The organism is Actinomycetospora sp. ABD4_176 (assembly GCF_056311855.1).
The window spans coordinates 5,376,391-5,395,896 of the sequence record NZ_CM149974.1 but is presented as its reverse complement, the minus strand read 5'-3'; the positions used below and the strand labels follow the sequence as shown (position 1 = coordinate 5,395,896).

Genomic DNA, 19,506 nt, shown 5'->3' with positions numbered 1-19,506 from the left:
AGATGTACGACACAGGGTGTCGCCTATGGCGCGGATGCTCGTCCCAGGACACGGGAGGAGACCCGGATGACGCTCGCGATGACCAACCCCGACGGACTGCACGACCCCGTCCCCTTCGGGTACAGCCACACCGCCACCGTCCCCGCGGGGTCGGACCTGGTGCTCGTCGCCGGGCAGTACGGATCGGGACCGGACGGCACGGTCACCTCGGGCGACTTCGGCGAGCAGGTGGCGCAGGCGTTCCGCAACCTCGGCGTCGCCCTCGCCGCCCACGGCCTGGGCCTGCGCGACGTGGTGCAGCTGCGCACCTACGTCGTCGACCACGACCTGGCCCGGCTCGGGGCGATCACCGGGGCCGTGCAGGAGGGCTGGGGGTCGGCGCCGCCGACGCAGACCCTCGTCGGGGTGGCGCGCCTGGCGATGCCCGAGATGCTCGTCGAGGTCGAGGCCGTCGCGGTGCGGGCGCCCGGCTAGCGGGCCGGAACGCCGACGAGGCCCGTACCCCGCCGGCGGTCGTGCCGGAGGATGCGGGGCTCGTCTGCCGGGTGGAGCTGAGGGGACTCGAAACCCTGACCCTCACACTGGTCGTCCGCCTGGGCATCGACCGACCGAGTCTCGCTCGGCGCGGCCCCGCTGCTGCTGTCCGCCGCCGTCAGCCGTCAGCCCACGTGCTCGCGGCGGGCGACCGGGTACCACTCGTCTCCAGCGGGTTCCCCACTCAGATTCCAGCTCCACGAGGTCGTCGGCGTGATCCGCATGTAGGTGCCTGGCCCGACCATGCCGACACGCTCGAAGGGCTGCTCGGCCTCGCCGTCCACCCTGATGCCGCGGGCCACGAACGGCTGCATCGACGGCAGGTCATCGAAGACGATGCTGACCCGAGCAGAGCCGCCGGCGACGTTGCGGAACTTGCGTGTCCGGACGACGTCCCCGGGGCCTCCCACCCAGAAATGCTGCCCGTCGAACTCGACCGCGACGGGCACGACGTCCGGCTGACCGTCGGGATCGACCGTTGCCAGCCGTCCGATGCCTTGGGACCGGATGAACTCGATCTCCGCGTCGGTGAACGACACGAGGTCACCCCCTTCGGTACGCCGCAGTATCGGGCACAGCGCCCGCGGTCGACAGCAGTCCTCGGCGCTGCGTTCGGCCCTCGGCCTCCGAGGACCACGACGACGTTGCTGCCATCGCCCGCTGTCACCGACACGACGAAGGCCCGCCGACCGGGGTCGGCGGGCCTCTGTCCTGGGGTGGAGCTGAGGGGACTCGAACCCCTGACCCTCACACTGCCAGTGTGATGCGCTACCAGCTGCGCCACAGCCCCAACGCGGCGCAACGTTACACGCCGGGGGCCGCCGACCGACGCCGGGGGGTGCACGCCGTCCGGTCTAGAAGTCCTTCCGGCCGTGCTCCTGTTCGAGCACCGTATCGAGGTCGGAGAGACGGTCCATCGTGGCCACGGCGCGGGCCGTGCGCTGGTTGCCGCGCAGCAGGGTCTGGTGCCGGTGCACGAACTGCCAGTAGCCGGCGGTGAAGGGGCACGCCTTCTCTCCCACGCGCACCTTGGGGTCGAAGGCGCAGTCGCCGCAGTGGTCGGACATCTTGTTGATGTAGGCGCCGCCCGAGGCGTAGGGCTTGGTGGCGAGCTTGCCGCCGTCGGCGTGCTGGCTCATGCCGATGACGTTGGGCGGCATCACCCAGGCGAACCCGTCGACGAACGACGTCGTGAACCACTCGGACAGCGCGCTCGGGCGGTACTCGCGCTGCAGGGCGTGGTTGCCGAGCACCATGAGCCGCGGGATGTGGTGCACCCAGCCGCGGTCGCGCACGCCGTTCAGCGTCTCGGACAGGCACGCGGCGGTGACGCCGTCGCCGTCGAGCTCGGTCCACCAGGACGGGAGGGCCTTGCGGTGGTCCATCTCGTTGCGCTTGGTGTAGCCCTTCCCGAAGTGCCAGTACAGGTGCCAGATGTACTCGCGCCACCCGAGGATCTGGCGCACGAAGCCCTCGACGGAGTTCAGGCGCGCCGTGCCGTCGTGATAGGCCTGCTCGGCGGCGTGGACGGCCTCGAGAGGGTGCAGCACGCCGAGGTTCTGGGGCACCGAGAGCAGAGAGTGCGCCATCCACGGGTCGCCGGACAGGATCGCGTCCTCGTGCGGCCCGAACGGGTCGAGGCGGTGCTCGACGAACCGCGTCAGCGCCTGGCGGGCCTCGTCCGGGGTGACGGCGAACAGCCGCGGCCCGTCGGACCCGACGGTGGGCAGGTCCATCCCGTCGAGGTCGCGGCGGACCTGCTCGTCGATCTCGTCCTCGGTCGGCCACCACGGGTCGGGCACCCCGAGGGTCCCGGCCTTCTTCGGCGGGGGCTCCCGGTTGTCGTGGTCGAGGTTCCACTTGCCGCCGACGGGGCTCTCGCCCTCCATGAGCACGTCGAAGCGACGGCGCTGGTTGCGGTAGAAGTTCTCCATCGTGAAGGAGCCGTCCTCGCCCGCCCAGGCGGTGAACTCCGCGCGGGGCCGGGCGAAGGTCGTCGGCGGCAGCACCGCCGCGACCAGCCCGTCCTTGCGCAGCCGCTCCACGAACTCGACGGCGGTGTGCGAGGTCGGCTGGTGCACGACGACCGGGCGCCCGACCTTCTCCAGCGCCTCGCGGTAGCCCTCGGTGCGGTGGTAGGTGGCGCGGTCGCCGAGCTCGGCGTCGAGGTGGCGCATCCCCGAGAGCACCAGGTGCAGCTTCTGGCGGTGGTAGCGGCGCCGGCGCAGCACGCCCGCGGACTCGACGAGCACGACCTCGCGCTCGGCATGCTGGGGCAGGCCGTGCACGGCGGGGCCGAGCTGGTCGCCGAACACCCACAGCGGCGCGTCGTGCTCCGCGCCCGCGTCCTCGAGGGCCTGGTCGATCGCCTCGGTGTAGGTGTCCTCGACGCCCGCGGGGACGCCGGTGCGCCGTCGGCTCATGGGCCGCGGGTGCCCGCCTCCTGCTCGGTCGAACCGGCGACCGGACCGCGACCGAGCCGCGCCCACACGACCAGGGCCACCAGGGCGACCGCGGCGGACAGCGCGAAGGCGGCCGGGAACGACGCGCTCTCCGCGAGCGCCCCGGCCGCGATGGGCCCGACGATGGCGCCGACGTCGGCGGCCATCTGGAACCCGGAGAGCGCCGGGCCGCCGCTGCGCCGCGACCCGACGAGGTCGGCGACGGCGGCACCCTGGGCGGGCTGCAGCAGGCCGGCGCCCGCGCCGGCGATCGCGGAGGCGCCGAGGAGGACCACGAGCCCGAGGGCGCCGGGCACCTGCGCCAGCGCGATCGACCCGGTGCCGAGGGCGACCAGCCCGAGGCCGGCGACGACCACCGGGCGCCGTCCGCGCCGATCGGAGAGCCCGCTCGTAGCGAGCAGGACGAGGCCGTCGCCGACCGCGAAGACCGTCAACGCGATCCCGGCCCACAGCGGCTCGCGCCCCAGCGCCACGGCGACGAACAGCGGCACGAGCGCGACGCGCACGCCCTGAACGGCCCACCCCGTCGCGAGGCTCGAGACCAGCGCCGCGCGGTACATCGGCAGGCGCAGCGCGGCCCCGATGGTCAGCGGCGCCTCCTGCCCGCCGTCGCGGCGCGCGCCGACCTGGCGGGACCGCGCGAGCAGCGCCCCGACCACGATCGTCGCCACCACCAGGGCGACGGCGTACACGACGAACGGCGCGCGCAGGTCCACGGCCACCAGCGCGCCGCCGAACGCGGGCCCGGTGACCCCGCCGAGCAGGAACGCGCCGGTGAACAGGCCGCTGGCCTGCCCGCGGCGTCCCTCGGGCGCGAGCCGGAACATCAGCGAGAAGGCGGAGACGGTGAACATCGTCGAGCCGATGCCCCCGAGCCCGCGGAACACGAGCAGCTGGACGTAGCTGGTCGCGAGCGCGCAGGCCCCGGTGGAGGCGGCGACGACGAGCAGGCCGGTGAGGTACATCGTGCGCTCGCCGGTGCGGGCGACCAGCCGCCCGGACACCGGCGCGAACAGCAGCCGCATCACGGGCAGGGCGCTGACCACGGCGGACGCCGCGGTCACCCCGACGCCGAAGCTGCTGGCGAAGACGGGCAGGGCCGGCGCGACGATGCCGTAGCCGGCGGCGACGAGGAAGCTGCCCGCCAGCAGCGCCCAGACCTCCCAGGGCAGGCGCGCATGCTCCGGGGGGCCGGAGGGCCCGTCGGGCGTGCGGTCCCGCTGCGGTGCGGCACCCATTCCTGCTCGGGGGCTCCCTCGCGCTCGGTGTGTCGGCGTGTCTCGGCGGCCGTCCGCCAGTCTGCCCCTCCCCCGGCGGTGCCCGCCCGGGCGGGGCCGGTGATCAGGGACTCGTGCTCCGGGGGGACTCGCGGTCAGGGTGCGGCGAGCGTGGCGCCGCGGGGTGCGGTGGGCGTCGTCGTGGTCGGCCCGGTCGGCCCGGTCGGCCCGGTCGGCCCGCTGGTCGGCCCCGTCGTCGGCTCCGGCTCCGTGGGTCCCGTCGTGGGCCCCGTCGTGGGTCCGGTCGTCGGGCCGGTGGGCACGGTGGTCGGGACGGTCGTGGGCGGCACCGTCGAGGGCACCGGCGGGACCGGCACCGAGGGATCCGTGGACCCCGGCAGCGTGGTGACGTCACTGGTGATCGGGCTGCGCGAGGTCGTGTCCCGCGCGGTGGTCCCGGCGGAGCCGTCGGTGCCGTCCGAGCCGTCGGAGCCGTCGGACTCGTCGCGGGAGACCGGCTCGTCGCTGCCGGACGCGCCGCCGGGCGGGGCCACCGCCACCGGCCCGGGCGCCGCCGGCGTGGTGCGGTCGGAGAGGCCCGCCTCGAGCGGGGTGCCCGGGTCCTCGCCGGTCCAGATGACGAACCCGGAGGCCGCCGCGACGGCGAGCACGGCGCCGCCGAGGGCCGCCATCCGCAGGCCGCCGACCCGCCGGCCCCGACGCGCGCGGCGGGGCGCGGCGGCGGCCGCGAGCGCGGGCTCCGGAGCGGGCGCGGGCGCGGCGGGTGCGGGAAGGGGGGCGGCGGGCTCCGCGACCGGCGCGAGCAGGGCCGCGGGCAGCGCGACGACGCTCGTCTCGTCCTCGTCGACGTGACGCAGCACCTCGGCGACGCGCGCGAGGGACTCGGACGCCGCGCGGGCGGTGACCTCCCCCGCGGCCATGGCGCCGAGCGCGTCGGCCAGCGCAGGTGCGGCGGGGGCCTCGGGGTCGAGGACGACGGTCAGGGCGTGGCCGAGGTCCGCGACGTCGTCGTCCGGGCGCGGCTGGGCCGGGCCGGCCCCGTCGGCGTCCGGGATCTCGCCGGTGCCCGGGCTCGCGGGCGGCGCCGGGTGGAGCGCCGCGGTGAAGCCGGTGAGCCAGGCGTAGGGCGCGCCCGGGGTGCCGCCGACGACCACGCTCGCCGGCCCGATGTGCCCGTGGACCACCCCGCGACCGTGGGCGTGGGCGAGCGCGGAGGCGACCTGCGCCCCGATCTCGGCGACCGCGAGCGGCGACCAGCGTGCGAGGTCCGCGGCGGGCTCCAGGCCCCGTCCGGCGACGCTCTGGAGCACGAGCGTGCTCTCGGTGTCCTCGGCGAGCCCGTCGACGTCGAACACCTCGACGAGGTGGGCGTGGTGCAGCCCGGCCAGCCGGCGGACCTGCTCGGTGCGCACGACGAGGTCGTCGCCGCGCGCCGGCGGCAGCGTGACCATCGCGACCTCGCGGCCGAGAACCGCGTCGAGCCCGCGGGTCGCGGCGTCGACCGCACCGGGCCAGGCGTCGGGCCAGGCCTCGGGAGCCGGGGTCACCGACGGGGGACCGTCGCCGGGCGCGGACGGGGACACGCCGTCGGGCTCCGTGGCCACGTCGCACCTCCCCGTCCTCGTGCTCCTCCGGACGAGTGAGCACCGGTCATTCACGGTAGCGCCCGCCCTCACGCTGAGTCGACCGGTCGACCAGCCAGAGCCGATCAGCCGACAGGACGAGGCCACCTGTCCGAACGACGACGGGCCGGGGAGCGTGTGCTCCCCGGCCCGCCGTCGCCTCGGGGTGGAGGTGCCGGGAATCGAACCCGGGTCCTCCGATCAGCAATCAGGACTTCTCCGTGCGCAGTCCGCCTCGTCTCTGCTCGGATCCACCGGGCCTGCGGACGGGCCGGTGTGACGATCCCAGTCACTGTGCGGTGTCCCGACGGGCTCCGTGACCGAGCCCGCCGGTGGAGTCATCTAGCTGATGCCGGCGACCGGGCCGATGACGAACCCGGGCCGACAGACTTCCCTACTCGCTGTCAGGCAGCGAGCTGGAAGTCGCGCTGAGAACTCTCGGCGCTTATTTCTTTGCGACGGATGGTTAACGAGATCATCGTCGCCTTCCTCGGCACGCTTCTCCTGATGAACCACTCGGAGTCGAAACCAGTCACCCCCTCGGCGCCCGCGCGGTGCGGACGGCCATCGATCATAACGCGGACCGGCGTCCGTTTCATCCGGCCCCGCGTCCTCCCGTCCCCAGCAGCCGCGCCGGGGTGTCGTGCAGGACCGCGCGCAGGAACGACCCGCCGAGGCGGTCGTCCGCGGCGGCCCAGCCGGCGATCGCGGCGAGCTGCTCGTGGTAGGCGTACGGGATGTTCGGGAAGTCGGTGCCGAGCACGACGCGGTCGGCGACGTCGACCAGCCGCGCGGGCCAGTCGGCGGGCACCGGGGCGAACGACTCGGTGAACGCCGTCCCGACCATCGTGGTGTCGAGGTGCACGTGGGAGAAGCGGTCGAGCAGCCGCAGCGTGGTGTCGTACTCCGGCAGGCCCGCGTGCGCGATCACCGCGGTGAGCCGGGGGTGGCGCTCGAGCACCTCGGCGAAGACGTCCATGCCGGTCCAGGTGCCTTGACGCGGCCCGTCGCCGCAGTGGGTGATCACGGGCACGCCCGCGTCGGCGATCAGCCCCCAGGCGGCGTCGAGCAGCGGGTCGCGGGGGTCGTAGTCGCCGACCTGGACGTGCGCCTTGACCGCCCGTGCGCCCGCGGCGAGCGCGTCGCCGAGGTAGGTCGTCACCGACTCCTCGGGATAGAGGGTCGCGGTCGGCACCGCCTCGGGCACCTCCGCGGCCCACTCCAGCGACCACGACGTCAGCCACGCCGCCATGCCCGGCTTGTGCGGGTAGACCAGGGGCGCGAAGGTCCGGACCCCGAACCCCCGCAGCAGGTCCAGGCGCGTCTGCTCGGGCTCGCGGTAGTGGATGGGCCAGGGCATCCCGTAGTTCTGCTCGGCCTGGTCGAAGAACGCCCAGACCTTCTGCAGCATCCGGTCGGGCAGGAAGTGGACGTGGATGTCCACCAGGCCCTCGACCCCGGTCGCCGCCACCCACGCGGGCACGTCGGCGTCGTCCACCGGCGGGGTCGCCAGCGGGTCGCGGGCGGGGCTCACCACCCCTTGATCCGCCGCCCCACGACCCGCTCGGCCTCGCGCTTCGCGTCGCGCTCGGCCATCGCCTCGCGCTTGTCGTGCTTGGCCTTGCCGCGCGCCAGGGCGAGCTCGACCTTGCACAGGCCGCCGCTGAAGTAGAGCGAGAGGGGCACGAGCGTGTGCCCGGTCTCGCGGGTCTTGCCGACGAGCCGCGCGATCTCGGAGCGGTGCAGCAGCAGCTTGCGCGCGCGCCGCGGCTCGTGGTTGGTCCAGGAGCCGAAGTCGTACTCCTGGATGTGCAGGCCGCGCAGCCACACCTCGCCGTCGGTGACGGTGGCGAACGCGTCGTTCAGCGACACGTGCCCGGCGCGCAGGCTCTTGACCTCGGTGCCCTGCAGCGCGATGCCGGCCTCGTAGACGTCGAGGATCTGATAGTCGTACTTCGCCTTACGGTTGGTCGCGACGATCTTGCGTCGCTCCTCGGGGCGGTTGCTGCTGGCCTTCGCCGGCGCCGACTTCGTCTTCGCCATCCCAGCACCTCCCTCGCGCCTACGACCTGACGTAGAGCCTCAACGTCACGTACCCGGTGGCCGTCGCGATCACCGCGCCCACCACCACCAGTACCGGTCCAACGTAACCGAGCACGTCGGTCATCCCGATCGGCGGGATCGTATTGGCCAGGAGCCGGCCGGACAGCAGGTTGTCGAGGAAGAAGACCTTGCCGGCGACCAGCCCGGCGGTGGCGAGCACCGCCCCGACCACGCCGGTGACCACCGCCTCGATGAGGAACGGCACCTGCGTGTACCAGCGGGTGGCGCCGACCAGGCGCATGATCCCGACCTCGGTGCGGCGGGTGAACGCCGAGAGCTGGATGGTGTTGGAGATCAGGAGCACGGCGGCCAGGGCCTGCACGATCGCCAGCCCGAACGTCGCGTTGCGCACGCTGCCGAGGAACGAGAAGAGGTCGGCGACGGTGGCCCGCTGGTCGACGACGTTGCGCACACCCGGCCGGCCGGTGAACCGGTCGACGATCTCGGTGCCGCGCAGTGGGTCGTCCATCGTCACGCGCAGCGTCGCGGGCAGGCTCTGCGGGCGCACCAGCTGCAGGATCGACTGGCCGGCGTAGATCCGCTGGAAGCGTGCGAACGCGGCGTCGCGGCTCTCGTACTCCACCGACGCGACCAGCGGGTCGGCCTCGAGCTGCGCGCGCAGGTCCCGGCACACCGGGCTCGAGCAGTCCGGGTCCTCGGCGCTGGTCGGCTCGTCGAGGGCGACCTGCACGGCGATGAGCGAGTAGTAGAGGTCCTCGGTGCGGTCGATCGTGCGCACCGCGAGCAGGCCGGCGCCGAGCAGGCCCAGCGAGATGGCGGTGGTGATGACCATGGCGAGGGTCATCGTCAGGTTGCGCCGCAGCCCGACGAGGGCCTCGCGCCACACGAAGAGCATCTAGCGGGCCACCCCGTAGACCCCGCGGTGGTCGTCGCGCGCCAGCCGGCCCGACGACAGCTCCACCACCCGGCGACGCGCGCTGTCGACGATCTGGCGGTCGTGGGTCGCCATGAGCACCGTCGTGCCGGTCCGGTTGATCCGCTCAAGCAGCGTCATGATCCCCGTCGCGGTCTCCGGGTCGAGGTTGCCCGTGGGCTCGTCGGCCAGCAGCACCAGCGGCCGGTTGACGAACGCCCGCGCGATCGCGACCCGCTGGGCCTCGCCGCCGGAGAGCTCCGAGGGCATGCGGTCGGCCTTGCCGCCGAGGTCGACCATGTCGAGCACCTCGGGGACCACGGTGCGGATGGTGTGCCGCGGCTTGCCGATCACCTCGAGGGCGAAGGCGACGTTCTCGGCGACGGTCTTGTTCGGCAGCAGCCGGAAGTCCTGGAACACGCAGCCCATGCGCTGGCGCAGGCGCGGGACGCGGCGCCGGGCGAGACGGCCCACGTTCCAGTTGGCGACCCACACGGTGCCCCGGCTCGGCACGTCCTCGCGCAGCAGCAGCCGCAGCAGCGTCGACTTGCCCGACCCCGAGGGCCCGATGAGGAAGACGAACTCGCCCCGCTCCACGTCCACGGTGACGTCGTCGAGGGCCGGCCGCGTCGACGTCGCGTAGACCTTCGAGACGTTCTCCAGCCGGATCACGGCCCGGGATGCTACTGAGGGGTCGTGATCTCCCCGACGGCGCTCCCGCTACGCCGCGGTGTCGATGCGCCGCTACGCGGCGGTCTCGTTCTGCTTGCGCCAGCGGATGCCCGCGTCGAGGAAGTCGTCGATGAACCCGTCGAGCACCTGCGAGGTCTGCGACGTCTCCTGGTTGGTCCGCAGGTCCTTGACCATCTGGTAGGGGTGCAGCACGTAGGACCGCATCTGGTTGCCCCAGCTCGAGCCGGAGTCCTTGAGCGAGTCGAGCAGGGCCTGCTCCTCCTCGCGGCGGCGCGCCAGCAGCTTCGCCGCGAGCACCGCCATGGCGGACGCCTTGTTCTGCAGCTGCGAGCGCTCGTTCTGGCAGGACACGACGATGCCGGTGGGCAGATGGGTCAGGCGCACCGCCGAGTCGGTGGTGTTGACGCCCTGCCCGCCCGGGCCCGACGAGCGGTAGACGTCGACGCGCAGGTCCTTCTCGTCGATCTCCACGTGGTCGGTGGACTCGACGACCGGGGCGACCTCGACGCCGGCGAAGCTCGTCTGGCGGCGGCCCTGGTTGTCGAACGGCGAGATGCGCACGAGCCGGTGGGTGCCCTGCTCCACCGACAGCGTGCCGTAGGCGTAGGGCGCCGAGACCTTGAAGGTCGCCGACTTGATGCCGGCCTCCTCCGCGTACGAGGTGTCGTAGACCTCGGTCGGGTAGCCGTGCCGCTCGGCCCAGCGCAGGTACATGCGCAGGAGCATCTCGGCGAAGTCGGCGGCGTCGACGCCACCGGCCTCCGCCCGCACGGTGACCAGCGCGTCGCGCTCGTCGTACTCGCCGGAGAGCAGCGTGCGGACCTCGAACGCGTCGACGTCGGCCTTGAGCGCGCTGCGCTCGCCGTCGGCCTCGGTGCGCAGCTCCGCGGCGTCGGCGCCGTCGGACTCGTCGGCCATCTCGTAGAGCGTGCCGAGGTCGTCGAGCCGGGAGCGCAGCGACTCGGCCCGCTTGAGGTCGGCCTGCTTGTGGGTGAACGCGCTGGTCAGCTTCTGCGCGGTCTCGACGTCGTCCCACAGATCGGGGGCCGCGACCTGCTGCTCGAGCTCCGCCACCTCGCGCCGCAGACCCTCGAGGTCCATCGCCGCCTCGACGCTGTCGAGGGAGGCGGCGAGGTCCTTCAGCTCGGTCGCGGTCGCGTCGTCCACGCCCCCAGGGTAATCACCGCACGGTCGCGGTCAGTGCGGGCGCGTCGCCTGCTCGGCCGGGCCGGGCTCGACGCCGCGGACGAACGCCTCGCGCTCGGCCGCGGAACCCTCCCGCATGGCGAGCACGGCGGCGAGGGTCACCAGGCACACGAGCACCATGTAGACCGACACCGACAGCGACGTGCCCGTGGCCCCGAGCAGGGCCTGCGCGATCAGCGGCGCGAAGCCGCCGCCGAGCACGGCGCCGAGGGCGTAGGCGAACGAGGCGCCGCTGTAGCGCACCGCGGCCGGGAAGAGCTCGGCGTACGCCGCGGCCTGCGGTCCGTAGGTCAGGCCCAGCCCGATGCCCAGCCCCGCCACGGCGACCAGCATCCAGGGCAACGACGCGGTGTCGAGCAGCCAGAAGAACGGGAACGACCAGGCGAGCAGGGCGATCGTGCCCACGAGGTACACGCGCCGCCGGCCCACCCGGTCCGACCACGAGCCACTCGTGACGATCGCGACGCCCCACACCACCGCGCCGACGATGCCCACGGCGAGCATCGTGGCGCTGGAGACGCCCAGGCTGCGGGTGCCGTACGAGGTGACGAACGCGATGAGCAGGTAGCCGATCATGTTGTTGGCGATGAACAGGCCGATCGCGACCAGCACCGCGCGGGGGTGGTCGCGCAGCACCACGACCAGCGGCGCGGAGCGGCGGGCCCGCTGCTCGCGCAGGCGGGAGAACACCGGGCTCTCGGACACCCGGGCGCGCACGAAGAAGCCGACGCCGACCAGCACGACCGAGAGCAGGAACGGCACGCGCCAGCCCCAGGCGAGGAACTGTTCCTCGGTGGTGCTCGCCGAGACCACCAGGAACACGAGGTTCGCGAGCACCAGGCCGATCGGCACGCCGACCTGCGGGTAGGTGCCGAAGAAGCCGCGGCGGCCCTCCGGGGCGTGCTCCACGGCCATGAGCGCGGCCCCGCCCCACTCCCCGCCGGCCGAGAGGCCCTGCAGGAGGCGCAGCACGACGAGCAGGACCGGCGCGGCCACCCCGATCGAGGCGTAGGTGGGCAGCAGACCCACGCCGACGGTGGACACCCCCATGATCAGCAGGGTCGCGACGAGCATGCCCTTGCGTCCGAACCGGTCACCGAGGTGGCCGGCGAGCACCCCGCCCACGGGCCGGGCGACGAAGCTCACCCCGATGGTCGCGAACGAGACGAGCAGCGCCGAGCTGGCGTCGAGCGCGGTGAAGAACAGCTGGCTGAACACCAGGCCCGCCGCGCTGGCGTAGATGAAGAAGTCGTACCACTCGATCGTCGTACCGACGAGGCTGGCGACCGCGACCCGGCGCACCTCGGTCGGCGACGGCGGGCTCTGCGTCATCGCGGGCTCCCCTCGTCGAACCGCGGGGACCGTAGCCATCCGGACCGACCCCGGGGAAGACCTCGGGGCTCAGCCGCTCGCCACCGGTTCGTACCGGCTGAACCGGCGGGTGAAGCTCGCCGTCCCCGACGTCAGCGCCCGCAGGTCCACCGGGTAGCGCAGCAGCGCCTGCTCGGGCACCTCGGCGCGCACGAGGGTGGTGCCCGGCGCGCCCGGCTCGGTGCCCACCACGCGCCCGTGGCGGGAGGCGAGGTCGCCGAGCACCGCGCCGAGCTGGGCGTCGTCGACGGTGACCTCGACCTCGTAGAGCCGCTCCATGACCACCGTGCCCGCGGCCGCCACCGCCTCCTTGACCGCGAGCGACCCCGCGGTCTGGAACGCCTGGTCCGACGAGTCGACGCTGTGGGCCTTGCCGTCCACGAGCGTCACGCGCACGTCCACCACCGGCCGGCCGGGCGTCACGCCCGCCTCGAGCTGGGCGCGCACGCCCTTCTCGACGCCGGGGATGTAGGCCCGCGGGATGACCCCGCCGACGATCCGGTCGACGAACTCGACGCCCGACCCGCGCGGCAGCGGCTCGATCTCGATCCGGCACACGGCGAACTGCCCGTGCCCGCCGGACTGCTTGACGTGCCGCCCGAGCCCCGTCGCGGGCCCGGCGACCGTCTCGCGCTCGGGGACGGCGACGTCGGTGACCTCGACACTCGCCCCGGACGCCCGCAGGCGCGCGAGGACGACGTCGGCGTGCGCCTCGCCGGTGCACCACAGCACGATCTGGTGGGTGTCGGCGTTGCGCTCGACGCGCAGCGTGGTCTCGGTGGCGGCGAGGCGGGCGAGCCCGCGGGCCATCGCGTCCTGGGCCGAGCGGTCGGCCGCGGTCACCGCGACGGGCAGCAGCGCCTCGGGCAGCTCCCAGCCGTCGAGACCGACGGGGTCCTCGGCGGCGCACAGCGTGTCCCCGGTGGCCACGGGACCCAGGCGGGTCAGCGCGCACAGGTCGCCCGCCACGCACCACGGCACCTCGCGCAGCGTCGCCCCCAGCGGGGCGTAGACGCGGTTGACGCGGACGGTCTCACCGCCGGAGCCGCCGGAGCCGCCGGAGCCGCCGGAGCCGCCGGAGCCGGCCGAGCCGCCCGCGCCGCCGGGGTCGGCAGTGTCGCTGTCGTGGGAGCCGTCGCGCGGGGCGGGGATGCGCAGGGGGTCGGCGCACACGGTCAGCGCGGTGTCGGGGCGCAGCCGGCCGGAGAACACGCGCACGAGCGAGACGCGGCTGCCCTGCGCGTCGGTGCCGGTGTGCACGACCTCGGCGACCAGCGGGCCGTGGGGGTCGGGGTCGACGGGGTCGTGCCCGGCGCCGTCGGGGGCGTGCGCCGGCAGCGGCGGGTGGGCGGTCGGGGGCGGCACGGCGTCGACGACGAGGTCGAGCAGGGCGTCCAGGCCGGCGCCGGTCGGGGCGCAGACGCCGGCCACCGGCACGAGGGCACGGCGCGCGACGGCCGTCGCCAGGTCCGCGCGCAGGGCGTCGAGCGCCACCGCGTCGCCACCGATCCAGGACTCGAGCAGCGCCTCGTCCTCGCTCTGCTCGATGAGGGTCTCGACGAGCTCGCGGCGCAGGTCGTCGGGCTCGTCGGCGGTCGGGTCGTCGCCCGCCAGCAGCGGGTGCACGGTCACCGTGCCGTCGGCGTCGCGCCCGGACCGCGTCACGGGGACGAGCACCTCCCCCGACCCGGCGGCCACCTCGCGGCACGTGGCGAGCGCGGCGTCCACGTCGGCGCGGGCGTGGTCGAGGCGGCTGAGCACGAGCACGGCGGGCAGGCCCGCGCGGCGGCACTCGGCGAGCAGGGCGGATGTCGGGGCGGCGACGCCGTCGGCGGCGTCCGCGGTCCCGACGACGAAGAGCACCGCGTCGGCCGCGCGCAGGCCCGCGCGGACCTCGCCGAGGAAGTCGGGGCAGCCCGGGGTGTCGATGAGGTTGATCTTGACGTCGCGGTGGACCAGCGACGCGACGGACGGGGCCACCGAGCGCTGCTGGCGGCGGGCGTCCGGGTCGTGGTCGGTGACGGTGGTGCCCGCGGTGACCGACCCGGCCCGCGGGATCGCGCCCGCCGCGGCCAGGAGCTCCTCGACCAGCGTGGTCTTGCCCGCCGCCATCGGTCCGACGACGGCGACCGAGCGCACGGCGGCCGGGTCGTCCGGCGCGAGCTCCTCCGTACGCCCGCCCCGACCTCTCCGGGCGTTGTCGGCCTTCCCCATGACGACCACCTCGCAAGTCCCGACCCGTCGTCGCGTCGACGCCCTCAGTCCACCGGAGTGACCGAGATCACGACAAGGGGTCGGGACGGACGAGCTGTCAGACCTGGGCGACGCCGCCGTCGACGGCGAGCACCGAGCCGTTGACGTAGCTCGAGGCGTCCGAGGCCAGGAACACGGCGGCCGCCGCGATCTCCTCGGGCCGGCCGTGCCGCCCCAGCGGGATCACCTCCGCGGCCTGCGCGCGGACCTCCGCGGGGACCAGGTCGAGCAGGCCCGGCGTCGGGACCATGCCCGGGGCGAGGACGTTGACGCGGAAGCCGTACCGGCGCGAGCTGTGGGCCCAGCCGCGCACGAGGTTGTGCACCGCGGCCTTCGTCGCCCCGTAGACCTCGAGGCCCGGATCGGGCCGCGTCGCGGCGGTCGAGCCGGTCACGATCACCGAGGCCCCGTCGCGCAGCAGCGGCAGCGCACCCTGGACGGTGAAGATCGTGCCCTTGACGTTGGTGGCGAACTGGGCGTCGACCTGCTCCTCGGTGACCTCCCCGAACGCGGCGTCGATGCCGATCCCGGCGTTGGCGACCACGACGTCCACGTGCCCGGCCTGCTCGCGCACCGTCTCGTAGAGGGCGTCGAGGTCGGCGGGCACCCCGACGTCGCAGACCACGGCGGTCACGTCCTCGCCGAGCTCGGCGACCGCCGCGTCGAGCGCCTCCTTGCGGCGGCCGGTGATGACCACCGTCGCGCCCTCGTCCCGGAAGGCACGCGCGATCGCGAGCCCGATCCCGCTGCTGCCCCCGGTGACCACCGCGACCTTGTCCGCGAGGACGGGCATGCCGTCCACCTCCCCTAGTTATTGACCGTTCCGTCCAGAACACCTTCGCCGATATGGGCCGCCCGGTCAACATCCTGCGGCTGGTTCTGGCCTGTCGGGTCCAGAACTCGTACGGTCGGGGGGTGCCGCGCCCCCGGGAGTTCGACGAGGACCGCGTCGTCCTCGCCGTCCGCGACGAGTTCTGGGACAAGGGCTACGCCGCGACGTCGATGGACGACCTGCTGCGCGTGAGCGGGCTGGGCAAGGGCAGCCTCTACGGGGCCTTCGGCGACAAGCACCGGCTCTTCCTGCGGGTGCTGCGCGACTACGACGACGCGAACCTCCGCGGGCTGCGCGAGCGTCTGGCGTCCGCCGCACGGGGGGTCGACCTGGTGCGCGAGTTCGTGCTCGGCGCGGCCGGCGACCCGACCGGGGCCGCCGCGCGCCGCGGCTGCCTGCTCGCCAACAGCACCGCCGAGCTCGCGACCAGCACCCCGGACGTCGCGGCCGAGGCCCGCCGCAGCTACGACGCGATCACGGCGATCCTCACCGAGGCGCTCGAGCGCGCCCGGCGCGAGGGCGACGTCGACCCCGACGTCGACCCCGCCGAGACCGCGCGCGCGGTCCTCGCCGCCCAGCTCGGGGTCGTGGCGCTCGGTCGCACCGGGATGGACGTCGCGGCGCTCACCACGGTGGCGCGCTCGGTCCTGGCGCGGTTGCTGCCGGCACCGACCCCGGGCTAGTCGATGGTGAGCGCGGCCAGCCGCTCGCGGTGCTCGTCGGCCGACCCGAACAGCGGGGCGCGGCGGCGGGCGCGCTTGTAGAAGAAGTGCGCCTCGTGCTCCCAGGTGAAGCCGATGCCGCCGAAGAACTGGATCATCGCGCCGGTGGCCGCCCACGCCGCGTCCGACGCCTTCGCCTTCGCCACGGCGACCGCGATGTCCGTGGCCGGGTCGCCCGCGTCGCCCGAGTCGAGCGCGTGCGCGGCGAAGAGCACCGCGTGCTCGGCCATCGTCACGCCGACGTGCAGGTCGGCCATCGTGTGCTTGATCGCCTGGAACGACCCGACCGGCACGCCGAACTGCTTGCGGTCGCGGTCGTAGTCGACGGTGCGGGTGAGCGCCTCGCGGGCGACGCCGACGAGATCCGCCGCGGTGAGCACGGCGCCCCGGGCGGTCACCGCGCCGACGGCCTCGCCGCCGGAGAGCGTCCCGCCGGTGAGGAGCTCGCCCGGGGTGTCGGCGAGCTCGACCGCGCCGACGCGCGCCGTGCCGTCGTAGGTCCGCTGGTCGCGGACGGACAGGCCCTGGGCTCCCGCCTCGACGAGGTAGAGCCCGGGCGCGCCGTCGGCGTCGGTGGCGGCGACCACGAACAGCCCCGCGACCCCCGGGTAGTCGACGGGCGACGCCGTGCCCGAGAGCCGCTCGCCCGAGGCGTCGACGGTGATGCCGCGCCCGCTGCGCCCGTCCCACGACCCCGCCTCCCCGCGCAGCGCCACGGTGCCGACGGTCTCGCCCGCGGCGAGCGCCGGCAGCCAGGCGGCCTGCTGGGCGGGCGAGCCGGCGAGGCGCAGGGCCTCGGCGGCGAGCACGGTGGTGGTCCACGGACCGGGCGCGACGGCGGCACCCAGCTCGCGGGCCACGACCTGCGCGTCGAGCAGCCCCAGCCCCAGGCCGTCGTGCTCCTCGGGCACGAGCACGGCCAGGGCGCCCTGGTCGGCGAGGCCCTTCCACAGCGTCAGCGGGTGGCCGTCGCCGTCGGGGTCCTCGACCACGGCGCGCACCGCGTCGAGGTCGAACCGGTCGGCGACGAACTCGCGGACCGTGGCGGCGAACGCCTGCTGGTCCTCGGTCAGCGCGAAGAACACTCCGGGCTCCTCTACGGTTCTCTACCGTGGCAGGCCGAGCACGCGCTCGGCGACGATGTTGCGCTGGACCTGGGACGAGCCGCCCCAGATGGTGACCGACCGCGACCACATGGCCTGGGCCTGGTACGGCGCGAGGTCGACGTCCGGGCGCGGGCGCTCGAGCGAGGCCTCGGGGCCGAGGACGTCGTCGAACGCCTCCCACAGGTCCTGGAACGTCTCCGACCACTGCAGCTTGGTCATCGACGACTCGGAGCCCAGGTCCCGGCCCTGCTCGACCTGGGTGAGGATGTGCATCGCGTGGTAGCGCAGGCACTCGAGCTCGACCAGGCAGTTCGCCATCTTCTGGCGGGCCACCGGGTCGTCCGAGCGCCCGAAGCGGCGCATCTGCTCGACGATCTCGTCGTACTGCCGGCGGAACTCGGTGTACTGCCCGACGCCCGACGCGCCGCGCTCGAACGAGAGCAGCAGCATCGCCGTGCGCCAGCCCTGGCCGATCTCGCCGAGGCAGTCCTTCGCGGGGACCCGCGCGTCGGTGAAGAACACCTCGCCGAACTCGCTGGCCCCGCTCATCTGCTTGAGCGGGCGGGCCTCCACGCCCGGCTGGTCCATGTCGATGAGCATCATCGACAGGCCCTTGTGCCGCTCCGAGCCGGGCTCGGTGCGCACGAGGGTGAAGATCTTGTCACCGTGCATCGCGTTCGTGGTCCAGATCTTCTGGCCGTTGACCACGAAGTCGTCCCCGTCGCGCACGCCGCGCGTCGCCACCGCCGCGAGGTCCGACCCGGCGCCGGGCTCGGAGAAGCCCTGGCACCAGATGACCTCGTTGCGCAGCATCGGCCCGATGATCTCGGCCTTCTGCTCCGGCGTGCCGATGGCCATGACCGTCGGCGCGAGGAAGGTCAGGCCCAGGACGTTGACGGTCTGCGGGGCGTGCGCCCGCACCGTCTCCTCGTCGTAGATGGCCTTCATGCCCGGCGTGCCGCCGCGCCCGCCGTACTCCGTCGGCCACTGGATGCCGGAGAAGCCGGCGGCCGTCTTCGACGCCTCCCACTCGCGACGCAGCCGGAACGACTCGTCGTCGTCGAGCGAGCGCCAGAAGCCGGGCTCGGCCCACTCCGGCGGGATGCTCCCGGCGAGCCAGTCCCGCAGCTCGGTGCGGAACTGCTCCTCCTCGGCGGTGTAGCTCAGGTCCACGGGCGCCACTCTGGCACGGCCCACCGACGGCCGCAGAGCCGGCTACCCGTCGGTAAGCCGGAGTCGGTCAGGGAGTGCAGCGCAGGACGCCGCGGTGGGCCTTGAGGGCCAGGATGCGGCGGGCGCTCTCGTCGATGCGCGCGGCGAACGCGGGGTCGGCGGCCTCGTCGACCAGCGCGTCGACCATGGGCCCGACGTCGTCGGGCTCGATGGTGAGCACCTGGTCGCCACCCGCGGCGACGAAGCGCACCGCCCGCTGCCCCACCGGCACGTCGGCGACGGCCCGGGCGGCGCCGACGTCGTCGGTGGTCACGACCCCGTCGAAGCCGAGCCGCCCGCGCAGCAGGTCGGTGACGACGGCGCGGGAGAACAGGGCGCGCTCGTCGGGGTCGATGCGGGCGTAGACCGCCGAGGACATCATCACCACCGGCGCGCCGGCCTCGATGCCGGCGCGGAACGAGGCGAGCCCCGGGTCGTCGACGGTGGTCCGCGTGTCCGCGGCGTCGGCGAAGTCGGTGTTCTCCCGCACGCGCCCGAGGCCCGGGAAGTGCTTGAGGGTGCTGTCCACCCCGCCCGCGTCCATGCCCTCGACGAACGCGGCCACCGCCCGCCCGACGCGCGCCGGGTCGGTGCCGAACCCGCGGTCGAGCGCCCCGACCGGCTCGTTGGCGTCGCCGAGGGCGGGGTCGACGACGTCGGCCACCGGCGCGAGGTCCAGCGTCACCCCGGCCCCGGCCATCTCGCGCGCCCAGCCCTGGGCGTCGGAGCGCAGGTCGGCGACGTCGCGGCCCTGCACCGACGCCGACGGGATGCGCGTGAACCCGGCGCCCTTCAGGTCCTGGACCTTGCCGCCCTCCTGGTCGGTCGCGATCGTCACCGGGACGGTCGCGGCCTCCTGCACCGCGGTCGTCGTCGCCGCGACCTGCGCGGCCGAGGCCTCGCCGCCCGTGGCGTCGGTGAGGATCACCCCGCCCGCACCGGCGTCCAGCGCCTCCCGCCCGGCCGCGGTCAGCCCGTCGGCCGGCACCCCGGCCATGACGAGCTGCGCGGCGCGCTCCCGGGTGTCGAGCCGGTCGAGGGTGTTCTGCACGCAGCTCGCGGCGGGGTCGGGGGCCGCGGGGTCGGCGGCGGCGGGGCCCGCCGGCGACGGGGCGGCGGAGCGCCCGCCCGGAGCCGCGGCGGGCTCCGGCGCCGGCGCCGGCCCGCCGCAGGCGCCGAGGGCCAGGGCGGTCGCGAGGGCCGCGGCGGCGGCGAGGACGGGGAGGCGTCGGGCACCGGGCATCGTCCCGGGATTGTGCCGGGCGCCCCGGCGGGCAC

The 19,506-nt window shown here is 74.5% G+C and carries 17 protein-coding genes, 1 tRNA gene and 1 other RNA gene; 2 read left to right on the top strand and 17 right to left on the bottom strand.

Annotation, left to right across the window (positions count from 1 at the left end; all coding sequences use genetic code 11):
* Positions 1-66: 66 nt before the first annotated feature.
* Entirely contained in the window at positions 67-474 is a 408-nt protein-coding gene (locus ACYX4T_RS26105) for a RidA family protein (protein ID WP_476012116.1), read from the top strand.
* A 185-nt stretch (positions 475-659) separates the two neighbouring features.
* Here the strand turns inward: ACYX4T_RS26105 and ACYX4T_RS26100 are convergent, their stop codons facing one another.
* The 14 genes from ACYX4T_RS26100 to ACYX4T_RS26035 form a co-directional block, all read right to left on the bottom strand.
* A complete protein-coding gene (locus tag ACYX4T_RS26100) occupies positions 660-1,073 on the bottom strand; it encodes a PPOX class F420-dependent oxidoreductase (protein ID WP_476012115.1) in 414 nt (137 codons plus the stop codon).
* Positions 1,074-1,251: 178 nt separating this feature from the next.
* A tRNA-Ala gene (locus tag ACYX4T_RS26095) sits at positions 1,252-1,324 on the bottom strand.
* A gap of 64 nt (positions 1,325-1,388) precedes the next feature.
* On the bottom strand, positions 1,389-2,957 hold the full coding sequence (locus tag ACYX4T_RS26090) for a cryptochrome/photolyase family protein (protein WP_476012114.1): 1,569 nt from the start codon (positions 2,955-2,957) through the stop codon (positions 1,389-1,391).
* A complete protein-coding gene (locus ACYX4T_RS26085; RefSeq protein WP_476012113.1) occupies positions 2,954-4,234 on the bottom strand; it encodes an MFS transporter in 1,281 nt (426 codons plus the stop codon). The genes ACYX4T_RS26090 and ACYX4T_RS26085 overlap by 4 nt, the downstream gene beginning before the upstream one ends.
* 134 nt (positions 4,235-4,368) lie before the next feature.
* Positions 4,369-5,838 carry a protein kinase family protein gene (locus ACYX4T_RS26080; protein ID WP_476012112.1) on the bottom strand — a complete coding sequence of 490 codons (1,470 nt, stop codon included), beginning with the start codon at positions 5,836-5,838 and terminating at the stop codon, positions 4,369-4,371.
* Between the two features lie 182 nt (positions 5,839-6,020).
* Positions 6,021-6,396: a transfer-messenger RNA gene (gene ssrA / locus ACYX4T_RS26075) on the bottom strand.
* A 55-nt stretch (positions 6,397-6,451) separates the two neighbouring features.
* Entirely contained in the window at positions 6,452-7,390 is a 939-nt protein-coding gene (locus ACYX4T_RS26070; protein WP_476015377.1) for an amidohydrolase family protein, read from the bottom strand.
* Positions 7,387-7,899, bottom strand: a complete 513-nt coding sequence (gene smpB / locus ACYX4T_RS26065) for an SsrA-binding protein SmpB (RefSeq protein WP_476012111.1) — start codon at positions 7,897-7,899, stop codon at positions 7,387-7,389. Before smpB ends, ACYX4T_RS26070 begins: the two co-directional genes overlap by 4 nt.
* Before the next feature lie 19 nt (positions 7,900-7,918).
* Positions 7,919-8,815 carry a permease-like cell division protein FtsX gene (ftsX, locus tag ACYX4T_RS26060; protein ID WP_476012110.1) on the bottom strand — a complete coding sequence of 299 codons (897 nt, stop codon included), beginning with the start codon at positions 8,813-8,815 and terminating at the stop codon, positions 7,919-7,921.
* Positions 8,816-9,505 carry a cell division ATP-binding protein FtsE gene (ftsE, locus tag ACYX4T_RS26055; RefSeq protein WP_476012109.1) on the bottom strand — a complete coding sequence of 230 codons (690 nt, stop codon included), beginning with the start codon at positions 9,503-9,505 and terminating at the stop codon, positions 8,816-8,818.
* Positions 9,506-9,577: 72 nt separating this feature from the next.
* Entirely contained in the window at positions 9,578-10,693 is a 1,116-nt protein-coding gene (gene prfB, locus ACYX4T_RS26050) for a peptide chain release factor 2 (RefSeq protein ID WP_476012108.1), read from the bottom strand.
* Positions 10,694-10,723: 30 nt separating this feature from the next.
* On the bottom strand, positions 10,724-12,064 hold the full coding sequence (locus ACYX4T_RS26045; protein ID WP_476012107.1) for an MFS transporter: 1,341 nt from the start codon (positions 12,062-12,064) through the stop codon (positions 10,724-10,726).
* Positions 12,065-12,133: 69 nt separating this feature from the next.
* Complete coding sequence (locus ACYX4T_RS26040; RefSeq protein WP_476012106.1) at positions 12,134-14,317, bottom strand: elongation factor G; 2,184 nt, start codon at positions 14,315-14,317, stop codon at positions 12,134-12,136.
* Between the two features lie 97 nt (positions 14,318-14,414).
* Entirely contained in the window at positions 14,415-15,149 is a 735-nt protein-coding gene (locus tag ACYX4T_RS26035) for an SDR family NAD(P)-dependent oxidoreductase (protein WP_476012105.1), read from the bottom strand.
* 122 nt (positions 15,150-15,271) lie between these two features.
* On the opposite strand from ACYX4T_RS26035, the gene ACYX4T_RS26030 reads away from it, so the two are divergent.
* Positions 15,272-15,871, top strand: coding sequence for a TetR/AcrR family transcriptional regulator (locus ACYX4T_RS26030; RefSeq protein ID WP_476012104.1), 600 nt, complete (start codon positions 15,272-15,274; stop codon positions 15,869-15,871).
* On the opposite strand, the gene ACYX4T_RS26025 is transcribed toward ACYX4T_RS26030, so the two are convergent.
* The 3 genes from ACYX4T_RS26025 to ACYX4T_RS26015 form a co-directional block, all read right to left on the bottom strand.
* On the bottom strand, positions 15,868-16,995 hold the full coding sequence (locus ACYX4T_RS26025) for an acyl-CoA dehydrogenase family protein (RefSeq protein ID WP_476012103.1): 1,128 nt from the start codon (positions 16,993-16,995) through the stop codon (positions 15,868-15,870). The genes ACYX4T_RS26030 and ACYX4T_RS26025 overlap by 4 nt on opposite strands.
* 21 nt (positions 16,996-17,016) lie before the next feature.
* On the bottom strand, positions 17,017-18,189 hold the full coding sequence (locus ACYX4T_RS26020; RefSeq protein ID WP_476012102.1) for an acyl-CoA dehydrogenase family protein: 1,173 nt from the start codon (positions 18,187-18,189) through the stop codon (positions 17,017-17,019).
* Between the two features lie 67 nt (positions 18,190-18,256).
* Positions 18,257-19,471, bottom strand: a complete 1,215-nt coding sequence (locus tag ACYX4T_RS26015; protein WP_476012101.1) for a glycoside hydrolase family 3 N-terminal domain-containing protein — start codon at positions 19,469-19,471, stop codon at positions 18,257-18,259.
* Positions 19,472-19,506 lie beyond the last annotated feature (35 nt).

What these genes read in the sequence shown, in the direction of transcription:
- ACYX4T_RS26045 (WP_476012107.1), bottom strand. Translation starts at nt 12,064, where the DNA reads ATGACGCAGAGCCCGCCGTCGCCGACCGAGGTGCGCCGGGTCGCGGTC.
- ACYX4T_RS26085 (WP_476012113.1), bottom strand. Translation starts at nt 4,234, where the DNA reads ATGGGTGCCGCACCGCAGCGGGACCGCACGCCCGACGGGCCCTCCGGC.
- ACYX4T_RS26040 (WP_476012106.1), bottom strand. Translation starts at nt 14,317, where the DNA reads ATGGGGAAGGCCGACAACGCCCGGAGAGGTCGGGGCGGGCGTACGGAG.
- ACYX4T_RS26090 (WP_476012114.1), bottom strand. Translation starts at nt 2,957, where the DNA reads ATGAGCCGACGGCGCACCGGCGTCCCCGCGGGCGTCGAGGACACCTAC.
- ACYX4T_RS26105 (WP_476012116.1), top strand. Translation starts at nt 67, where the DNA reads ATGACGCTCGCGATGACCAACCCCGACGGACTGCACGACCCCGTCCCC.
- ftsX (WP_476012110.1), bottom strand. Translation starts at nt 8,815, where the DNA reads ATGCTCTTCGTGTGGCGCGAGGCCCTCGTCGGGCTGCGGCGCAACCTG.
- smpB (WP_476012111.1), bottom strand. Translation starts at nt 7,899, where the DNA reads ATGGCGAAGACGAAGTCGGCGCCGGCGAAGGCCAGCAGCAACCGCCCC.
- ACYX4T_RS26035 (WP_476012105.1), bottom strand. Translation starts at nt 15,149, where the DNA reads ATGCCCGTCCTCGCGGACAAGGTCGCGGTGGTCACCGGGGGCAGCAGC.
- ACYX4T_RS26015 (WP_476012101.1), bottom strand. Translation starts at nt 19,471, where the DNA reads ATGCCCGGTGCCCGACGCCTCCCCGTCCTCGCCGCCGCCGCGGCCCTC.